The sequence below is a fragment of the Candidatus Acididesulfobacter guangdongensis genome (assembly GCA_004195045.1).
Taxonomy (GTDB): domain Bacteria; phylum SZUA-79; class SZUA-79; order Acidulodesulfobacterales; family Acidulodesulfobacteraceae; genus Acididesulfobacter; species Acididesulfobacter guangdongensis.
The window spans coordinates 95562-116335 of the sequence record SGBC01000003.1 but is presented as its reverse complement, the minus strand read 5'-3'; the positions used below and the strand labels follow the sequence as shown (position 1 = coordinate 116335).

19 protein-coding genes are annotated in these 20774 nt (G+C 32.8%); all 19 read right to left on the bottom strand.

Going from position 1 to position 20774, the window contains the following annotated elements; genetic code table 11:
- Positions 1 to 88 precede the first annotated feature (88 nt).
- Positions 89 to 2860 (bottom strand): HD domain-containing protein, encoded by a 2772-nt coding sequence (locus EVJ46_06925; GenBank protein RZD15925.1) that lies wholly within the window; start codon positions 2858 to 2860, stop codon positions 89 to 91.
- Positions 2861 to 2930: 70 nt separating this feature from the next.
- Complete coding sequence (locus EVJ46_06920; GenBank protein RZD15924.1) at positions 2931 to 3194, bottom strand: LapA family protein; 264 nt, start codon at positions 3192 to 3194, stop codon at positions 2931 to 2933.
- A gap of 5 nt (positions 3195 to 3199) precedes the next feature.
- Complete coding sequence (locus EVJ46_06915) at positions 3200 to 3688, bottom strand: HIT domain-containing protein (GenBank protein ID RZD15923.1); 489 nt, start codon at positions 3686 to 3688, stop codon at positions 3200 to 3202.
- A gap of 39 nt (positions 3689 to 3727) precedes the next feature.
- Positions 3728 to 4651: a signal peptide peptidase SppA gene (gene sppA, locus EVJ46_06910; GenBank protein RZD15922.1), complete on the bottom strand. Its 924-nt coding sequence runs from the start codon at positions 4649 to 4651 to the stop codon at positions 3728 to 3730.
- A 208-nt stretch (positions 4652 to 4859) separates the two neighbouring features.
- Positions 4860 to 6467 (bottom strand): 30S ribosomal protein S1, encoded by a 1608-nt coding sequence (locus tag EVJ46_06905; protein ID RZD15921.1) that lies wholly within the window; start codon positions 6465 to 6467, stop codon positions 4860 to 4862.
- 78 nt (positions 6468 to 6545) lie between these two features.
- The gene (locus EVJ46_06900) at positions 6546 to 7394 is read right to left on the bottom strand and encodes a 4-hydroxy-3-methylbut-2-enyl diphosphate reductase (protein ID RZD15920.1); all 849 of its coding nucleotides are present in this window, start codon (positions 7392 to 7394) and stop codon (positions 6546 to 6548) included.
- 9 nt (positions 7395 to 7403) lie between these two features.
- Positions 7404 to 8849: a 3-phosphoshikimate 1-carboxyvinyltransferase gene (gene aroA, locus EVJ46_06895; protein RZD15919.1), complete on the bottom strand. Its 1446-nt coding sequence runs from the start codon at positions 8847 to 8849 to the stop codon at positions 7404 to 7406.
- A gap of 16 nt (positions 8850 to 8865) precedes the next feature.
- Positions 8866 to 9825, bottom strand: coding sequence for a prephenate dehydrogenase/arogenate dehydrogenase family protein (locus EVJ46_06890; protein ID RZD15918.1), 960 nt, complete (start codon positions 9823 to 9825; stop codon positions 8866 to 8868).
- A 147-nt stretch (positions 9826 to 9972) separates the two neighbouring features.
- Entirely contained in the window at positions 9973 to 10995 is a 1023-nt protein-coding gene (gene aroF / locus EVJ46_06885) for a 3-deoxy-7-phosphoheptulonate synthase (GenBank protein RZD15917.1), read from the bottom strand.
- A 186-nt stretch (positions 10996 to 11181) separates the two neighbouring features.
- Positions 11182 to 12282: a histidinol-phosphate transaminase gene (locus EVJ46_06880; GenBank protein RZD15916.1), complete on the bottom strand. Its 1101-nt coding sequence runs from the start codon at positions 12280 to 12282 to the stop codon at positions 11182 to 11184.
- Between the two features lie 57 nt (positions 12283 to 12339).
- Positions 12340 to 13002 carry a 5,10-methylenetetrahydrofolate reductase gene (locus EVJ46_06875; protein ID RZD15915.1) on the bottom strand — a complete coding sequence of 221 codons (663 nt, stop codon included), beginning with the start codon at positions 13000 to 13002 and terminating at the stop codon, positions 12340 to 12342.
- 70 nt (positions 13003 to 13072) lie between these two features.
- Positions 13073 to 13957, bottom strand: coding sequence for a bifunctional 5,10-methylene-tetrahydrofolate dehydrogenase/5,10-methylene-tetrahydrofolate cyclohydrolase (locus tag EVJ46_06870; protein ID RZD15914.1), 885 nt, complete (start codon positions 13955 to 13957; stop codon positions 13073 to 13075).
- Positions 13957 to 14865: a pyruvate ferredoxin oxidoreductase gene (locus EVJ46_06865; protein ID RZD15913.1), complete on the bottom strand. Its 909-nt coding sequence runs from the start codon at positions 14863 to 14865 to the stop codon at positions 13957 to 13959. Before EVJ46_06865 ends, EVJ46_06870 begins: the two co-directional genes overlap by 1 nt.
- A gap of 111 nt (positions 14866 to 14976) precedes the next feature.
- Positions 14977 to 16161, bottom strand: a complete 1185-nt coding sequence (porA, locus tag EVJ46_06860; GenBank protein ID RZD15912.1) for a pyruvate ferredoxin oxidoreductase — start codon at positions 16159 to 16161, stop codon at positions 14977 to 14979.
- A 180-nt stretch (positions 16162 to 16341) separates the two neighbouring features.
- Positions 16342 to 16605 (bottom strand): 4Fe-4S dicluster domain-containing protein, encoded by a 264-nt coding sequence (locus EVJ46_06855; protein RZD15911.1) that lies wholly within the window; start codon positions 16603 to 16605, stop codon positions 16342 to 16344.
- The gene (locus tag EVJ46_06850; GenBank protein RZD15910.1) at positions 16595 to 17167 is read right to left on the bottom strand and encodes a pyruvate ferredoxin oxidoreductase subunit gamma; all 573 of its coding nucleotides are present in this window, start codon (positions 17165 to 17167) and stop codon (positions 16595 to 16597) included. Before EVJ46_06850 ends, EVJ46_06855 begins: the two co-directional genes overlap by 11 nt.
- 163 nt (positions 17168 to 17330) lie before the next feature.
- Positions 17331 to 18209 carry a 5,10-methylenetetrahydrofolate reductase gene (locus EVJ46_06845; GenBank protein RZD15909.1) on the bottom strand — a complete coding sequence of 293 codons (879 nt, stop codon included), beginning with the start codon at positions 18207 to 18209 and terminating at the stop codon, positions 17331 to 17333.
- Positions 18210 to 18237: 28 nt separating this feature from the next.
- On the bottom strand, positions 18238 to 19311 hold the full coding sequence (gene pheA / locus EVJ46_06840) for a prephenate dehydratase (GenBank protein RZD15908.1): 1074 nt from the start codon (positions 19309 to 19311) through the stop codon (positions 18238 to 18240).
- 206 nt (positions 19312 to 19517) lie between these two features.
- Complete coding sequence (locus EVJ46_06835; GenBank protein RZD15907.1) at positions 19518 to 20774, bottom strand: MFS transporter; 1257 nt, start codon at positions 20772 to 20774, stop codon at positions 19518 to 19520.

Sequence of the window (20774 nt, the reverse complement as noted above, 5' to 3'; positions counted from 1 at the left end):
ATAATTAAAAGGTGTCTGACACCTTTTCCGAGTAGATAACTTTCTATTGCGGGATTAAGGTATATCGCAGTAATATCGCAATTATATATTATAATACATTAATAAAAGTAGATTTTATTTTTTTAATTTTTAAAATACTTTTAATCTTCCTGCCTTTTTCATCTTTTACATAAAAAGTATCTAAGGCTTTGTTGCCCATAGTCGTTATCTTCGATTCAAATATATCAATCCTGAAATCATTAAAAACTTTTGAAATATCATAGAGCAGACCTTTCCTGTCTAATGCCGTAATCTCAATAACAGTGAATTCTTCGCTTAAATTATTGTAAAAATCGCATGCAGAAGAAACATGGGGCGTGGATTTTTTATAAATTTTATAACTCTCAATCTTTTTATTAAACATATCTGATATAGACATTGATGTTAGAGCGCCATTGAAAATTTGACCGATAACGTTTGCTATTCTGTCCCATTCTATATCAGAATTAATATCTTTATATATATGGTTAATAAAAAATGTATCTATAAAATTTCCGTCTTTTCTTGTATTGATATCGGCGCTCATAATATTAAAATCATAATATGATAATGTTCCGGTTATATCGGAAAAAATATTTTTTCGTTCCCTGCCGCAAATAGTAAATTCAAAATAATTTGCTTCTTTGTTAGGCGACACCGCATAATCAAATATACGTTCATCATTAATTCCAGACAATAGTTTAATATGCGATACAATTTTTTTCGAAGAATTTCTCTGAATATATTTTACCGGATAATAAAAAGAATTTAAATAATTCTTTATGTATTCCTTTACTTTTTCAGGATTAAAACTATTTTCGCCGTTTAACGATTTAATATCGAAATTAACCGCTTGATTTTTGTTTATCTCTGAAACCGTATCGTTATAGATTTCATCTACGTAAAATGAAAAATCCTGATTGTGATTATAATAATTCATACTGTCTTCGATATAAGAATATGTTTTATTGTACAATTCCACAAGGAGCATTTTTCTCCATGAATTAAACCTCCCTGGCGCAACTGCCATAGAATCGCACAGGCTTATAACGAATAAAAATTTTAAATGCTTTATATCTTTGCAAACATCTGCAATCATTTTGATAGTTATCGGGTCATGCAAATCCCTTCTTTCTGATGTGAGAGGCATTAAAAAATGGTTTAAAATAAGAAAATACATCATTTCATAAGACTTTTCTTTAATACCGAGTCTTTTTGAGATTTTTACCGCAATTTTAGAACCTATCTTTTCATGATGCGGAGCGTATCCTTTGCCTATATCATGCAGCAGCATAGATAAATTTAATATCAGCATATCTTCTTCATTAATATCGGAAACTATATTTTTTAAATCTTTATGCATCTTAAAATTTACAAATTCTTCCAGAATATGAATGCCGTTAAGAGAGTGGGCATCAACAGTGTAAATATGATATACATCATTGGTTGAGAGGGAATTAATCTTTTCAAACTCCGGTAATAATGCGCTTAGCAGATTAGTTTCGTGCATCAGTAAAAGAGTTTCGTACACTCTTTTTTTGCTTTTTAATAATTCAGTGAAAAAAACTATTGCAGTTTTATTATTGACTATATTATTTTTATGTAAAAAATAAGCTTTTTTTAAGAGATTAACAGATTCCATATCAAGTCTGCGTCCGGTTTTTAAAAATATTTCAAGCAGCAGAAAAGAGTTTTCCGGAACAGACAAAAACTTTTCTTTATTTTTGATATATATATATCCATTTTGTATTATTATATTATCTTGTGCGTTAACAACGCTTAATCCGTTATTTATTTTTTTTATTATTATATTCTTACTGCTGCCGCTTTTATCATTAGTAATATCTAATCTGTAATTTAATAACAATGGTTTTTTTATCAATTTATTTAGAATAATTTTTGAATTTATATGCAAATTTTTAGAATTTAAATAATAATCATGCATAAATAATTCTATCTTATTTAAAAATTTAATATCTCTGTAAAAAAAAGCAGATGCAACCTTTTCCTGTATATCAAAAGTTAATCGGTCAATTTTTTTACCTGATAACAAATGCATCATTATTCTAGTTTTTAAAATAAACTCCTTAGATTTTATAAAATATTTTATATCTTTAAAGTTTAAATCTGCATCGCCGTATAAATTTTCGTTGTTAAGAATACTGCTGTAGATATTATGATAATGCAGGAATTTTAGTGATTCAACAGGTTTATCTAAAATGTAATAAATCCATTCGCACCATGAATAATCCCTCAAACCGCCTATGCCGTCTTTTACGTCAGGTTCTAAAAGAAAAATATCGTTATCTACCAGCACGTTAATAAGTCTTTTTTTTCTGAGACTCTTCATTATTTCAGTTAAAAAAATATCTTTTGCTTTAATTTTTTTGAATTTAAATTTAAAATCATTATACAGTTTGATATTGCCGGTAATGTATCTGGCATTTATAAAAGAAGTATAGGTATTTAAATCTGTCTCCATTAAATCAACAGCTTCTTTTACCGTCCTCACGCTTTGAGAAAGATCCACCGCAGCATCCCAGAACAGATAGAAAAAATTTTTTAATTTTTTTGTCAGAATTTCATGGTCAGCCTCATTTTCTATAAGAATCATTAAATCTATATCGGAAAAAGGGCATAGTTCGTTGTTTGAATAGCTTCCTGCCGCAATTATGCATACATCGTCTGAAAAAATATTTTCATTAAACGCATCTATTATTATATTATCTATAACTGCGGAAATTTTTGCGGCAATATCGAATGACGATAAATCGAGCAGGTCTTGTTTTAAAAATTTGAACTCGGATGAAATCTTAGATTTGACAATAGAGGAAGTTAGCAAAGCAAATTATGTCCTATGCATATTGTTCTGTTAATTAATCTATTAATCTATTAATCTATTAATTAATCTACTAATCTATTTTTGGTTTTTGACTTTTATTTTTATCTGCCTCTTTTTTATTTTCTTTCTTTATTTTAAATAAAATAAAGAAATGGTAAACCAAGGCTATAGCTATTCCGAGTATAATCGAAGCAAATACGACAACAGACAGCGGCATCTTAATAGATTCGTAATTAAATAGCGTGACCCTGACAAGAGCATGATTATATATAGTAAAAACAAGAACAAATATTACAAATATAACTAATAATATAAAATTAATAATTTTTATCATATAAATTAAATTTCCATCTTTTTAAAATAGTCAATTAATTTTGCATATGTATCATCGAGAAGTTCAGAGACGACTCTTAGATCGGAGCACGCGGAATAAAAACTGACGTCTCCTTCCCACCTTGGAATAATATGAAAATGCAAATGCTTTTCAATGCCTGCGCCGGCAGCCTTGCCGATATTTAGTCCGACATTGATACCGTCGCATTTATACGCTTTCGTTAATATATCGCATGATTTAGAGATGAGCCGCATAACTTCAGCGCCTGCTTCATACGTCAGCTCACTCATTTCTTTACTGTGAACATACGGTATAACAAGCAAATGTCCGCAATTGTACGGAAACATATTTAGCTTTACGAAAGAATATTTGCCTCTGTAAAGCATATACTTATTGTCAAATGACTCGTCGTCAACACAAAACACGCATTCATTTATTTTAGATTTATCCTGCATAAGATAATCCATACGCCATGGAGCATATATAATTTTCATAATCTAATTATTTAATTTTTGCCAAATTATAAAATTATACTACAAATTTAATCTTAAAGAGGTTATAGCATCTAATCCCTGAAAACTGCTTTCCGTTCCAATTTTATGAATAAAGGTTTCAATAGCTTTTTTAATAAATGATTGAAAAATAGGCGATTGTTTCTTAATCGGATAAATAACCGTCGGTTTACCTTTAATATTGGATAATTTTGCAGCCAATTTAACAGCATCCTGAAAATCTCCGAGCTTATCTATAAGATGCAGCTTTAAAGCCTGTTCTCCGGAATAAACCATGCCGTTGGCATACTTTTTAACATAAGAAACTTTTAGATGCCTCGCTTTCGCAACGGCGTGAACAAACTGACCGTAAACGTTCATAACTACTCCCTGCATTTTTTTTCTTTGAGCAGGCGTCATTTTTTTAAACGGAGTGCCTATATCTTTATAAGGTCCGCTGACAATATAATTATAAGAAATACCTACCTTTTTAAACAGTTTATAAACATTAGGCATTTCCATAATCACACCTATTGAGCCGGTCAGGGTTCCTGGTTCTGCAACAATTTTATTTGCGGCAGACGATATATAATATGCGCCAGATGCAGCAACCGAACCCATAGATACAACCACTTTCTTATATTTTTTGAACTTCATAAGCTGTTCGTACATAGCCTGCGACGGTGCGACTTCTCCTCCCGGAGAATCCACTTTTATAACAATTGCTTTAACGTATGAATCGTGTTTATAATGATTTAATAGGGATATAAAATTAGAAGAAGATGTTATAGGACCGTCTAAATTTATTACGCCTATAGCATAAGCGGAAGTGCCGCGTACTACATTATATTCTGCGGACTTAGATTGAAAATTAAACAAAATAAAATATATTCCTAAACCGAAAACAGCGACAAAAACAATCAAAAAGACAAATCCCGTAATAAACGGATGCTTCGAATTACTCATATTATGAACACCTGCATATTAAAAATGGAATATATTTTACAATAATATCTTATAACAATTTTCTTATATTAAATATTACATATATAATATATTCCATTATATTTACATTATAAATAATAATACTATTCTTCCCATAATAACAGTAACAAAATATTTATTTAATCAAGTTAGTTAAATATAATAATTTTATATTGTTATTAATGATATTTTAACCGGCATTGACAAGCGAAAGGCCGATTTTCTGATCGTCAGATTCTATTGAAATTACTTCAGAAACTATATTGGAACCAATTTCAATATTATTATCTTTAATAAAATTTTCAGGAATTTTTGAATTATGTATTAATCCCTCTATACCTTCCTCGAGACATACAAAAACACCGAATTCCGTAATATTAGAGATTTTTCCTTCAACTTTTGCGCCGATAGAATACCGTTCATTGACAGTTTTCCACGGATTTTCCGTTAACTGCTTAATACCCAGATATATCCTCTGGCGCTCATCGTCAATACTGATAATAACAGCTTTAACGGCATCATTTTTTTTATATATTTCCTGCGGATGCTTAGGTCTTTTAGTCCATGAGATGTCGCTCTGTTTAATAAATCCGTCAAAGTTGTCTTCTAACTCGACAGATACGCCAAATTCAAATATATTTTTAACTTTTGTATCTACGATTGTCCCCACAGGATATTTGTTTTTAATGCTGTCCCATGGATTTTCCGTTAGCTGTTTCATGCTCAAAGACATTTTTCTGTTTTCAGGTTCAATGCTGATAATAGCGACTTTAATTTTTTCTCCTTTAGCAACAAACAGTTTGGGGTCGGATTGTTTCTTATCCCAAGCCATTTCGGAAATATGGATTAAACCTTCAACATCGTCTTCTAATTCTACAAAAGCGCCGTAATCAGTGATATTTATTATTACTCCGTCCACAACATCGCCTACTTTATGTCTTTCGGTAACATTTTCCCACGGGTCAGGGAAAAGCTGTTTATAGCCAAGCGATACTCTATTTTTCTCTTTATCGTATTTAATTACCTTGACTTTTATCTTTTCACCCAGATAAAGAATTTCAGACGGATGCGAAATTCTTTTCCATGAAACATCTGTTATATAGATTAAACCGTCCATACCGCCAAGATCGACAAAAACTCCGTAATCGGTTATATTTTTGACTATACCTTCTATTATATCGCCTTCGTTTACTTCCGTAACGACATTCTCTCTTATTTTTTTAAGATCGTCTTCAATAATCTTACGTCTGGAAAGAATAATGTTACATGTTTTCTTATTAAAATTTATTATTACAAAATCAAGCGTTTTACCTAAATAGCTATCGAAATCTTTTGTAAGTTTAATATCAATTTGAGAGCCCGGTAAAAAAGCGGTAACCCCGTTAAGGTCAACTATTAATCCGCCTTTAGTTTTAGATACGATAGTTCCCTTAATAATACCGCCTGAGGTATACATTTCCTCTATATCATCAAGAATAGATAAACTTTTCGCTTTTTCTTTAGATAGTCTCAAGTAGCCTATTTTATCGTCGTATTGACCCACAAACACATCAATTGTTTCTCCAACGGTGACCGTAATATCTGGTTGACCTTCTTCAGAAACAAACTCTTCTATAGAAATAATTCCGTCGGACTTATCGCCTACATTGACATATATATACTTGTCGTCGATGTTGATAATCTGCCCTTTTCTGATTAATCCGGGATTAGATAAATTATCATAAGATTCTAATAAAAGTTCAAACTCTGAAAGTTCACCGCCTGCGTTAATTCTCTCTTTAAAATTTTTTTGAGCCATATAGTAGTTGTAACCTCCTAAAATTAATAAATCTAATCTATCACACCTTTAATAATTTAGCAAATATTTTATTTTTAATTATAATACATCAAAACTTCGTATTTTTTCAACAACCTTTTCTATAATCCAATCCGGAGTGGAAGCTCCTGCTGTAATTCCGATATTTTCAGCGTTCTTAAACCATTTAGATTCAAGCTCCGCTTCAGTTTCAATATGATATGTATTATTTTGAATTTTCTTGCAGATATTTTTAAGTTTATTCGTGTTAGCGCTATTATATCCTCCTACTACTATCATTATGTCGGATTCTGAAGAAAGCAGGGCAGCTTCTTCCTGTTTAAGTTTTGTAGCATCGCAAATAGTATTAAAAACTATAATCTCTTTACTTGTTTTTTTAAATACCTCGCAAATTATAGACAGATAAAAATTAATATCCTGCGTTGTTTGTGAAATAAGCGCTATCTTTTCATTAAATTTTATCTGCTCAAGCTCTTCTATTCTGTTTACGACTTTATACCTTGCAGAATCTGCAAAACTTATAACGCTTTGAACTTCGGGATGCTTGTCGTCCCCGACCATTATTATAAAATAACCTTCCTGAAAGGCTTTTTTTATATATTCCTGTGACCTTTTTACAAATGGGCATGTTGCGTCGATTATAGTAATATTTTTTTGTAAAATTTTATCTTCGACGTCAGATTTAATGCCGTGAGACCTTATTATAACTTTATCTGATTTAATTTCATCTACGGTATCTACCGGAAATATTTTTTTGTCTTTTAACTGGCTGACGACTTGAGGGTTATGTATAATAGGTCCAAGCGTATTTAATTCGGAATCGAACTTTGATGCGCTGTCTATTGCAAGATTTATTGCTCTTTTTACGCCGAAACAAAAACCTGCGCTCGGAGCTACCGTTATTTTCATTATTAAAAATTAATCAATAATATTGTTTAATATATTAAAAAAATTAGGAAATGACGTATTTATACATCTAACATCCTTAACTTCCGTTTCTTTGTTTTTTAATAAAAGAGCCAAGATTATCATAGACATGGCTATTCTATGGTCGCCGTAAGATTTAATATAAAAGCCGGCGGCGTCTTCTTTTTCGGTCAAATTGTCTAACCCCGCAAAATTATTTGACTTATTTATAAGGGCAGGCTTTCGCTCGGAATTATTGAACTTATATAGTTGTCCTGAATAATCAGGATTGCCTTCTATTTCAAACCCGTCATCATATTCTTTGGATTTAATGCCGAATTTATTTAAATTAGCCGCTATAGCTTTTATTCTGTCCGTTTCTTTTACACGCAATTCTTTAGCGCCGCGAACAGCGGTGATGCCTTCGGCAAAAGACGCTATTACCGCAAATATAGGAAATTCATCAATCATATCCGGAACGTCTTCCTCGGTTATACTTATTGCCGAAAGCTTAGAATATGACGCTTTAATTGTTCCGACTTTCTCAAAATCTTCCTTATAATCAATTATTTCAACATTTGCATGCATTCTTTTCAGGATATTAATAAGTCCAACCCTTCTATCGTTTAAAAGCACATCTTTTATAGTTATTTCAGAATCTTTCAATAGAAGTCCAAGGGCAATAAAAAAAGCAGCGCTGCTGAAATCTCCCGGAATTTCGATATTAAAAGGCTTTAACTCTCCGCCGCCTTTTACATTTATTATATTTCCGCCGTCAGCCGTATCTTCTTCCGTAAACGGATAATCTTGAAGCGATAAAAATTTTTCAGTGTGGTCTCTTGTTTTATTTTTTTCATAAATGACGGTGTTTCCGTCCGCATATAATCCTGCAAAAATTAGACATGATTTGACCTGCGCGCTGGGAATCGGCACATCATAGTAAATAGGATTTAATTTTGAACCTATTATAGATAATGGCGGATAATTATTTTTTCTGCCGAAAATTTTAGCGCCCATAAGCGACAAAGGGTCTATTATCCTTGCCATAGGACGCGAATTCAAATATTTGTCGCCGGACAGCACAGAAAAAAAATCGTTTCCCGCTAAAATACCTGCGATAAGCCTTGTCAGCGTACCTGAGTTATATGTGTTTATTACGCTTTGCGGCTCTTTCAGTCCAAACAGACCGTTGCCGTGAACTTTTATTTTATTTTCCTTAGTCGTTTCTATTCTTATGCCGAGTTTTCTGAATGCTGCAACGGTAGCGAGATTGTCACGCGATACTGAAAGCCTGCCGACAATCGAATTTCCGTTTGCAATCGAACCAAGCATTACTGCTCTATGCGAAATTGATTTATCTGCAGGAACGGTTATTTCCGATTTTAGCGGTTTATCTAATCCTTTAACTAATACACTATTTGCATCGGTAGATAATTTAATCAAATTTCCTCCAGACATAATTTTTTTTAAATAGTCAGTTCAGCATTTTTCTTTGCTTAGATATTTCGGCAATTAGCGTGCTGAGAGCATTTTCATCGCTATTTTTCAGCAAGACTCTAAATTTATTAAGATTATTTATATAATTATCTAATGATGAGATTAAATTATCTGCGTTTAATAAAAAAATATCAGTCCAGATATTTTCTGAAGATGCGGCAATCCTCGTCGTATCTTTAAAACCGGAAGCTATATATTTTAAAGAATTTAAAGTTTGGTTTGCATCTGCGGCATCCAGCACTGTTTTACTGAGACAGAAAGAAACAATATGCGGTAAATGACTGGAATACCCTACCATATAGTCATGAAAACACGCATCGGCATATACAATTTCCATTCCTAACGCTTCCCAGAATAAAGTAATCTTTTCTATAAAATTTAAATCACAATAATTGTAATTATTTATTTTTGTTTCTAAATCAGAAAAATTATTTGATGCGTTATTATTACGAATATCATCGTCATTAGAATTTTTATTTAAATTATTTTCTCTGATTACAATGCATGTTTTGCCATGAAACATATTTATATCTGCATTTTCCGCTCCGCTTTTATCAGAACCGCACATAGGATGCGAACCTGCAAAATTATTTAATCCTATGCTTTTTGCGGTAGAAACAATTTCTTTTTTTATACTTCCTATATCCGTAATCAATTGAAATTGAGAAAGAAAATTTTTATGAACGGACAAAAAATTTAAAATTATTTTAGGCGGAATGCATAAAACTGTAATGTCTGACTGTTTCGGATTATATGCGGAAGGTATGTTATTAAGCAATACTGCTCTATCAATAAAGTTATTTTTAAAACAAAAATCAATATTTTTTTGATTTACATCGAGACCGTTAATAAAGATATCGGGTTTCAGAGATTTTAAAGCGCCTGCCAAGGAAGCGCCCATAAATCCCAAACCGATTATAGTAATTTCTTTAAACATTAATGATTAGTTTAGCCGCTTTAATTTCTAAGACAATATCGCCGCCATGAATCATTGCTTACATATTTATATTTATATGCCAGATATTGTAATATTTTATATATTATTGTTTTATGCTATATGCGAAATATTGTATAATATTGTATATTATATACTTCTTCCAACAGCCGCTGCAACTTTTCTGCCTTTAGTTATAATATCCTGAAAAGTGTCATATTTTAAAGATTGAGCTCCGTCGGAAAAAGCTTCTTCAGGAACAGGATGTACTTCAATCATGAGACCGTCGGCGCCTACGGCAATTGCGGCTAAAGAAAGAGGTCCGACATACTGCCAAGTTCCTGCCGCGTGCGATGGGTCAACTATAACCGGTAAATGCGAAAGTTGTTTTAATACCGGAATAGCGCTTAGGTCTAAAGTATTTCTCGTTGCGGTTTCATAGGTTCTTATGCCTCTTTCACAGAGTATAACCTCTTCATTGCCGTTGGACATGATATATTCTGCAGACATTAAAAATTCCTGAATAGTAGAACACAACCCTCGTTTTAATATAACCGGCTTTTTGACTTTTCCTACTTCTTGAAGAAGTCTGAAATTTTGCATATTCCTTGCGCCTATCTGCAATATATCAGCGTAAGAACATATAAGATCCAAGTCTCTAGGGTCCATAACTTCGGTTGCAATCAGCATACCTGTCTTTTCTTTAGCTTTCTGCATATACTTAAGTCCTTCTTCGCCTAATCCCTGAAAGCTGTAAGGGCTGGTCCTCGGTTTAAAAGCGCCCCCCCTTAATACTGCAGCGCCGGCTTCTTTGACGTGTTCGGCTATTCCTATAAGACCTTCAAGTGATTCAATAGCGCAAGGACCTGCTATGAGAACTATTTTTTCAGAACCGAAAGCTACATTATCGCCTACCTTAATAACTGTTTTTTCTTTGCCTATTTCTTTAGAAGCTAATTTATAGGGTTTTGTAATTCGTATAGCTTTGTCAACACCTGGTAAAGCCTTCGCCTCACTGAAAAAATCTTTAACGGCATCTTCAACACCTATGCAGCCTATTATAGTAACCTCTTCCCCCTTTGAAATGTGCGGTTTTAACCCTGCTGATTCAATCTTTTTTAATATATAATTAAATTCATTTTCCGTTGTATTTTTTTTAAGCACTAAAATCACGTTATCTCCTTAATATATTTAAGATTTTATTTATTCTCTTCCGTATATTATCTGTCAAATTATTTTATATATACAATTATATAAAATTATAAATATCAAACTGCAGCTAATTAATATACATTGTATATCAAACAAACAACTTGCGCTCTATTTATCATATTACATATTGAGATAAACTTCAATAAATTATTTTATTATAACTTCTTTCAGGGCATTTATCAATTTCAAGTTTTCATTATGTCTGCCTACCGTTATTCTTAGCATATTTTCATAGCCGAATCTGTTCATTGGTCTGACGATTACGCCTTTATTCAATAATTTTTCATTAATATCAACGGCTTTTTTATCTTTTAAATCAATAAGAATAAAATTGGCGCCGGTTTCAATATAATTTATATTTAGTATTTTAAAAGCATTGTAAAGATATTTTTTTTCAGTTTCATTGGATTCTATAACTTTTTTAATAAATTCTTTATCTTTTAAGGCTGCCCGTCCCGCTTCCAATCCTAAAGAATTTACGTTAAAAGGCTCTCTGACTCTATCCATAAGCGACAGCAGCTCATTGCATGCAATACCGTAGCCTATTCTTAATCCTGCAAGACCATATGCCTTTGAAAATGTTCTCAATACAAGAATATTGCTATATTCTTTAATAGAAATCAAATCTAATACAGATTCGCCGGCGATATATTCTATATAAGCCTCGTCAATGATAACCAATATATCCTTTCTTATATTATTAATGAATTTTAATATTTCTTTTGCTTTATAAAATGTACCTGTAGGATTATTAGGGTTAGACACAAAGATTATTTTTGTTTTATCGTCAACTAATGTCAGCATTGAATTTAAATCAAGTTTATAGTCAGCTGATAACTTTGAAATTTTTAATTTTATACCGAGCTGCTCCGCCGCGAGATAATAAGCGACAAACGACGGAAAAGGCGCAACGACATTTTCGTCGTTAAAGCAAAATGTTCTTACCGCAATATCTATAAGTTCGTTTGAACCGTTTCCGAGTATAAAATTATCCTGTTCTAAGTTAAAATATTCGCTTAAGTCTGTTTTTAAATAAAATCCCGAACCGTCAGGGTATCTATTTAAATTTTTCAAATGTTTCCTGATAGCTTTAACTGCAGACGGAGAAGGTCCGAGCGGATTTTCATTGGATGCAAGTTTGACAATATCCTTAATGCCTCTTTCCCGTTCTACTTCTTCTATCGGCTTTCCGGGAATGTAGGGCTCAATTTTATATATATAGTCCGGGGCTTTAATGTCAAAAGACATATTAATAAATATCCTTTTTTTTGACAAAAATTAAAATTATTTATAATACATAACGAATTAATGCGAACCCTTAAACTTAATCGCTCCGACAGGCTGTTTCACAGAATAGTCTTTTGGAGAAGCAATTTTTTTTATATCTTCTAAAGAATTTTGAATTATTGACCTTTCATAAATTTTAACCCAGGCGCAATCCAAATTTTCATCAACTTCGCACTTATAATTTTTCATCCCTCCGCAAGGACCGTTTAAAAGTCCTTTAGGGCATAATGTAACGGGACAGATTCCGGCTGTTTCATTTAAAACGCATTCTCCGCATAAAGAACACATCTCTTTCAGCGACGACAATGATTCTATATTTCCGATAAACATCGTATCTACGCCTGAAATAACTTTCTTAGTCTTATCTATTGAACTAAGCGAACTGACTGCGGACTGAACCCCGCTGCCGCATGACAGAACCAGAACAGATTCCGACAATTTTATACTTTCTTCGTTATCTCTCACCGCTTTTTTAACTTTTTGCAGGTGGCACATTGCGTCAATAATATAGGTACCGGTGACTTTAATATTATTATCTTCTAAAATTTTTCTCATAGCTTCAACTTCTTTGGGTCCGCCCGTTCTTGACGTATCGGAACATATTCCGCAACCGAATATAAAAGTAGAGCCTTTAATTTTTTTAATAATATTTTCTAATGTTTTCTGTTTTGTTACTATCATATGTAATTGGCTTTATACTTAAATATAAAACAGTTTTGCTTGAGGCGCTAAATCATTTTACTATTTAACTTTAATTATTTGATAAAAATTGCAAAGCGGCATTAACGGTATTTTCCATAAGTACCGCTACTGTCACGGGTCCTACTCCGCCGGGAACCGGCGTTATTTTTGATACCTTCTTGATAACACTGTTAAAATTAACATCGCCGCATATTTTACCGTTCAGTTTGGAGATACCGACGTCGACAACCACGCAGCCGTCTTTCACAAAACTTTCGTCTATGAGATGCGCCTTGCCAGTAGCGGAAATTAGAACATCAGCCATTTTAGTCCAGCATTTTATATTATTTGTATGAATATTAAGAACGCTAACCGTCGCATTTCTGTTCATAAGCATAATAGACAGCGGCTTTCCCACAATAATACTTTGACCTATTATGACAACATTTTTGCCTTTTAATTCTATATTTGAATAATCAAGCATTTTTATAATACCGAAAGGCGTGCACGGGTAAAAACTTGAATCTCCGGTAAATATTTTCCCCTCGTTAAACGGATGAAATCCATCAACATCTTTATTAGGGGAAATTGCTTCCATTATTTTATTTTCGTCTATGTGTAAAGGGATAGGAAGTTGGACCAGTATTCCATGAACCAGCGAATCGTCGTTTAATTCATTTATTCTATTTAATAATTCGCTTTCTGAAATATTAACGGGAAGAATAATCTTTTTTGACATTATGCCGCATCTATTTGCAGCGTTTTCTTTATTCCTGACATATATAACGGAAGCGGGGTCATCCCCTATAAGTATAACGTATATACAGGGGATAATCCCGTTATTTTTTAAACAATCAACTTTTTCCTTTAAAGATGACTCTATATGGGCAGCAATTTTTCTGCCGTCAATAATTTTATCTTCAAAGTCTGCAATACAGCTATCTTTGTCGGACATCAAAGCAAACCGTACTGTTCGATATTTTCATCGGCAATTTTTTGGATTTTTTCAATTTCAGCCTTGCCTGCTTCATTTTTAAATAAATGTTTAAACCTTCCCTGAAGCTTAAGATATTCTTCAACAGGGACTCTCTTGCTGATTTTTTTTACGGAAGTAATTTTACCGTATTCAGCTTCAAATAACGGATAAAGACCGCTTTGAACTGCAAGCTGAGCTATTTTAATCGAATATCTGGGTTCATATTTCCAACCCGGAACACAAGGAACATCTACCTGTAAATATTTAGGACCTTTTATAGATAAGGTTTTTTTTACTTTTTTTTGCAAATCTATAGGATATCCGGCCGAAGCAACGGCGGTATACGGTATTTTATGTGCCATAGCTATTTCCGGCATATATTTTTTAGGTCTGTTATTGCCAAAAGATATTTTGCCTGAAGGGCTTGTTGTAGTAAAAGAGTCATATGGCGTTAAACCGCTTCTCTGATATCCGGTATTCATATATGCCCCATTATCATAACAGACATAAAGTACATCATGTCCTCTTTCAAACATTCCGCTAAGAGCTTGAAGACCAATATCTGCAGTACCGCCGTCGCCGGCTTGCGACAATACGGTTGTGCCTTCTTTTTTACCGGTAATCTGCAATGCAGCTTCAATTCCTGAAGCAACGGCGGCTGAATTTTCGAACAAAGAGTGAATCCATGGAATATTCCACGACGATTCGGGAAACTTTGTAGAAAAAACTTCTAAACAGCCTGTAGCCGATGTTGCAATAGTATTTTTTCCAAGAACCTGCATAATAAGTTTTACAGCCATTGACTGTGCGCATCCGGAACATCCCGTATGACCCATTGTAAACAGCTGTTTATGCGTATCTTCTTTTGTTAGAATATTTGTTAGCATAATTTATATACCTCATTATTAATTTTAATTTCAGCAAAGATATAATACAAAAACACATCGTTAACCATTTTTTATGAATTTTGCCGCAAACAGTTTAAAATTTATTTAAATTTAAAAAACTTTGTTTAATAATTCATTATTTAAGCCAAAAAACTCACCATCTACATCTTCTTCTTTTTCAGCTTTAATTATGAGGTCGTATATGTTTTTTGGCGTTATATCCCTTCCTCCAAGTCCCATTACGTAACCATTCACATTAACTGAATTAATTCTGTGCTGGTATAAAGCGTCCCTGATTTCACAGGACAATATTCCGCCTTTTCCGAGGGATACCGCTTTTTCGATAACAATAGCATTTTTAATATTTTTTAATGCATTAACAATTTCATCTGTGGGAAAAGGTCTGAACGACCTTATTTTAAGAACGCCTATTTTTTTGCCGGACTCTCTTAATTCATCCACAACATCTTTTATAGTGCCGAGAACCGAACCCATAGCAACGATGACCGTGTCGGCATCATCCATTTTATAGGGGTCTATAAGCGCACCTTCATATTTTCCAAACATTTCTTTATAATCATTTGCAGCATCAACTATAACGCTTTTAGAATTATTTATAGCGTTTGAAAGCCTGTACCTTGTTTCAAGATATACCGAAGGCTCTCCGACAGTGCCGAAAGAAAATGGATTATTCACGTCAAGCGTGTACTTCATATTTAACGGCGGCAAATATTCCCTAACTTTTTCAATATGGTCAATAGTTTCGACAACTTCAAAGGTATGAGTCAATACGAAACCGTCAACGCACACCATAACGGGAAGCATGACATTAGGATTTTCAGCAATTTTATACGCTTGAATATGCATATCATAGGCTTCTTGATTGTTTTCCGCAACTAACTGAATTGCTCCAGAGTCACGCAATGCCATAGAATCCTGCATATCGTTCCATATACTGATAGGAGCCGATACGGCTCTATTGGCAACGGTTAAAACAACAGGCAGGCGCATACCTGCAATGTTATAAATAACCTCTCCCATATATAGCAAACCTTGCGATGCCGTGGCAGTATAAGTTCTTACGCCGCATGCGCTGGCGCCTAAAACAACGGAAGCAGCCGAATGTTCGCTCTCTACCATAACATAATCGGCTTTTAAATCTCCGTCTGCAACCATTTGAGAAAGATGCTCGACTATATGAGTTTGCGGAGTAATCGGATAGGCAGAAATTACTTTTGGTTCGGTCATTCTAATGCTATCTGAAATTGCCATCGAACCTTCCAGAACTTTTTTCATAATTATTTCACCATTTTTAAATTTTAAATAATATAGTAACGGTCAATTAACAATTTAGTTAGTCGGTTAGCCAATTAACTAACTGCATATACAAATAAGTAATTAACCGATGATTAGTTTATAATGAGCAAGAAACAATATTAAGCTTTTATTATGATAAGTATATAATTAAGTATATAATTATTTTTCTACAAGGAACATCTCAATATCGTCAACAGGGCATTCCTCAGCGCAAATTCCGCATCCTTTGCAATAATCATCATCAAAACTATAGGTTTTTGTCTTTTTATCGCCAAAAACTACACCCTCCGGACAATAATATATACATAGATCGCATCCTGTACATTTTTCATGTTTAAAAACAGGAATTTCACTCCTGAACGACCCTGTTTTATTTGAAAGTGCAGACCCCGGTCTGGCTATAATGCCTAATTTAAAGTCCAATTTTCTCTCCTTTAATGTAATCGTACGCAGCCTGAGCAGCATCGGCGTTAATTTTCCCTAACTTTGAACCAAATCTTGCTTCTATTTCTTTTTTGACAGAATCAATAGAAACTTCACCGGTAATAGCAGAAAAAGCACCGAGAAGAGTGGTATTGACTATCGGTTTGCCCAATATTTTCATTGCTATTTTTAAAGCCGGAAACAATATAATACTTGACTCGTTTATTTTATTATCGCCAAAATTTTTAATAATTTCTTTTAAATCTGTTTCAGTATTTATTATCAATTTTCCGCTGTCCTTAAGTCCTTTGGCGACCGGCACAGAAGCTATCAAAGTAACATCCTGAACTACAACATAGTCAGGGTCGTAAATTTGATGCCTTGTCCTAATCGGATTATCGGACACTCTCGCAAAAGCCTGAACCGGCGCGCCGGTTCTTTCGGAGCCGAAGGACGGAAAAGCCTGACAATACTTTCCGTCATCAAAAAAACTTAATGCAAGAATAGATGCCATAGTTACAGAACCTTGCCCGCCTCTTCCGTGTATTCTGACTTCTTTCATAATTTATATCCTTATTTTATAATTTATAATTATTTTATTCTATTTTTACATCACCGTTATAAAAATTATAACCTATTTAAAATCCAATGTCAATGCTAATATGTAAATTATTCAGCAGAAATTATTTTTTTTATAAATTAATTTTAATCAAATTTTTAAAACATTATTCTTTAAAACTTTTTAAAAAATCAGGTATAGAATCTTCTACTCCAAAAGCCATTATATGTAATCCGTTTACTTTATTTTTTAAACCTTTTGCAATTCTTGCAGATATTTCAATGCCGGTCTGTAATGGGCTGCTTGAATTTTCTAATTCGTCAATAATCGATTGCGGTATATATATTCCGGGAATATTCTTATTCATAAATCTTGCCACTTTTGCCGATTTTAATATAAATATACCTGCTATAATTTTTATATCGTTATAATTTTTATAATAATCATAAAATTTCTCAAAATTTTCAACGGAAAAAACTGCCTGCGTCTGAAAAAAATTACATCCTGCTTTGATTTTCTTTTCAAACTTCATAAGCTGCGGTTCTAAAGGGTTTGATTCCGGATTAACAGCCGCACCTATATAAAAATCGGTTTTGCCGTTTAAAATATTCCCGTTCATATCATGTCCGCTGTTCAGTCCTTTGATAATTTCTATTAAATTAACGGAATCTATATCGTAAACAGGTTTGGCATGTTTATGGTCTCCAAAAGTTATATAGTCTCCGGTCAGCGTAAGAACATTATTTATTCCAAGTGCCGAAGCGCCGAGAAGATCGGATTCAAGAGCCATCCTGTTCCTGTCTCTGCACGTCTGCTGAAAAATAGGTTCTCCTCCGATACTTTTAATAAATACGGAAGCGGCTAAAGAAGACATCTTCATATTAGCTCCCTGATTATCCGTGACATTAAAAGCCGTTATTTTGTCTTCTAACGATTTTAGAATAATTTTAATCTTGGATAAATCAGTACCTCTTTCGGGAGAAACTTCGGATGTATAAACAAACTCGTTATTTTCCAACTTATCTTTAAATCTATTTTTAGTCATATTATTTTTAGCTATGTTTCATTTATATTTATATAGTTGCGTATTCGTAAGAACCGAGTATTTTAACAAAAATAGTGTATTCCTTAATATTTTCAATTGCTTTTTTTATACTTTCTTCAGATTCATGGCAATCAACATCTATAAAAAATAAATAATCCCAGTTCGTTTTCTTTGACGGTCTGGAAATTATTTTCGTAATATTAATTTCATTGTCGTAGAAAGGTTTTAATATCTTATATAAAGCTCCCACTGAATTTTTTATGGAAAATAATATGGAAGTTTTATCGTTATTTGTTTTAACGGTCCTCTCCCCCTTAGATATTATCAAAAATCTTGTATAATTGTTGGTAAAATCTTCAATGTGGGAAAAAAGCGCATTAAGACCGAATATGCGCCCTGCCGCCTCTGAAGCTATTGCTGCCGTACCGGTTTCATTGACAGCTATTTTACAGGCATCCGCGGTTGAAAACGAATCTATTAATTCAGCATTTTTAAAATTTTCTTCAAGAAAATTTCTGCATTGTGCTAACGCTTGCGGGTGTGAGTATATTTTTTTAATTTTTTCTTTATCCGTTTCTTCAGAATACAGAAAATGGCTGATAGGAATCAGCTCTTCCCCTATTATTGTCACGTTAGAATTCACAAACATATCCAGAGTCGCGTTAACCATTCCTTCCGTCGTATTTTCAACCGGTACGACTCCGTATTCCGATAATCCTTTAACAACATTATCAAATACATTTCCGATTGTTTTGACCGGAATGAGTGTTCTCGACTGTCCAAAACGTTTGATAGCCGCAAGATGGGTAAACGTACCCTCCGGTCCGAAATAGCTTATCTTGATGCTTGCTTCAATAGATATACATGCCGATATTATTTCCCTGAAAATATTTACGATGTGTTCGTTTTTCAAAGGTCCTTTATTTAATAATCTGACATTTTCATATACTTCATTTTCTCTGGACGGATTGTAATAGGTTTTATTGTGTATAGACTTTATTTCTCCGATTTTAACGGCTATTTCTCCGCGCTTATTAAGAATATTGACTATATCCCTATCTATTTCGTCTATTTGATTTCTTAAATTGTCAAGTTCTTTCATAATTTAGTTTAAAATTTATCCTGCTATAAAACAGTGAAATAAAGAATAGTCTATTAGTAAATATATAATCCGCTTTTATTTTTTTCTTTAGAACGACAATAAAATTGAAAGAAAAATTAAAACAAAAATAAATTTAAACTATAATATTTTACATTAAATTATATTAAAAAGCAAAATTTTTATACCGATGAATTTAATCAATTTGGTTAATTATTGGGAACATAGTCAATGAATTTCATAAAAATACGTCCTAATATAAAAGCCAGCATTAAAAAAACGGCAAGCGATAAAAATACTAATTTTATTGAATATGCCTCTCCTATATAAGCAAGAAAAAAAGGACCTATAATACCGCCTATATCAAAATTGGACTGATATATAGTATTAGCGGCTACAATCTGTTTTACCTCGACAACTTCAGAAATTCGCATGGTTCCGATTGGAAAAATTAAAGCATGGGGTATACCGAGCAAAACAAGCGCCAGTGCATAAAAAATAATATTATTCGACAGGAACATAGCAGCAAAGGATAACGAAGATAATAAAATTGAAATATTCATTATATTCATTTTTTGTTTTATTTTACCCTTTTTAGTAAGAAATAAAAGAGCAATGCGCGTTAGCAGCGAAGATATGAAAAATATTGCGAATAACAACGTTATCAAAAAATAGGGCGCATTAAAATTGTTTCGTGCGTAAACACCTCCAAACGCTACTATAGAAGCAAAACATATACTGAAAACAGTATTATAAAAAATCACCTCAAGAAATTTTTTATTTTTAAAAAGTCTAAAAATTAACTTATCCTTTTTTTGCTTTATTTTTTGCGCTATATTTATATTATCATCATTATTATTTTGTTTAGATTCACCGTAGATTATATTGTTGTCCTGACACATTTTTGCTTTAATTTTATTTTTTGCAGTCTTATTGATTTTTATTGCAAAAAAAACACCTGCGGCGGCAAATACAAATAAAAGCAAATAAATATATCTTATATTTAAAACAGCAAGCAAAAGCGTGCCGAGAACAGGTCCTATTACAAGGGCAAGACTTAACATTAAGGAATATATGGTTAGATTTTTTTCTATATCTTTTTTATCTGAAACAAAATTAACTAACGAAAGCAGAAAAGGCATTATTATGGCAGTAGCAAACCCTGAAATAACAACAAACAGTAAAAATTCGAGAAGCGAATCTGAAAAAAAATATCCCAACATTGTCATAGAAAATAAAATCATTCCGACAATTATAAATTTTGTTATATGGACGGGCTTTACTCTAATACTTACGATATAGCGGACAGAAAGAGTGCTTGCGGCATAAACGGCGGTAGCTATTCCGACATAGACAAGATTAGTATGCAATATATACTTTACAAAGAGCGGATTGATGGATTGCACCATCATAGTATTTGCTCTTTGAAAAAGTATTACTATAAATACAAAAAATATAGCGGGCAT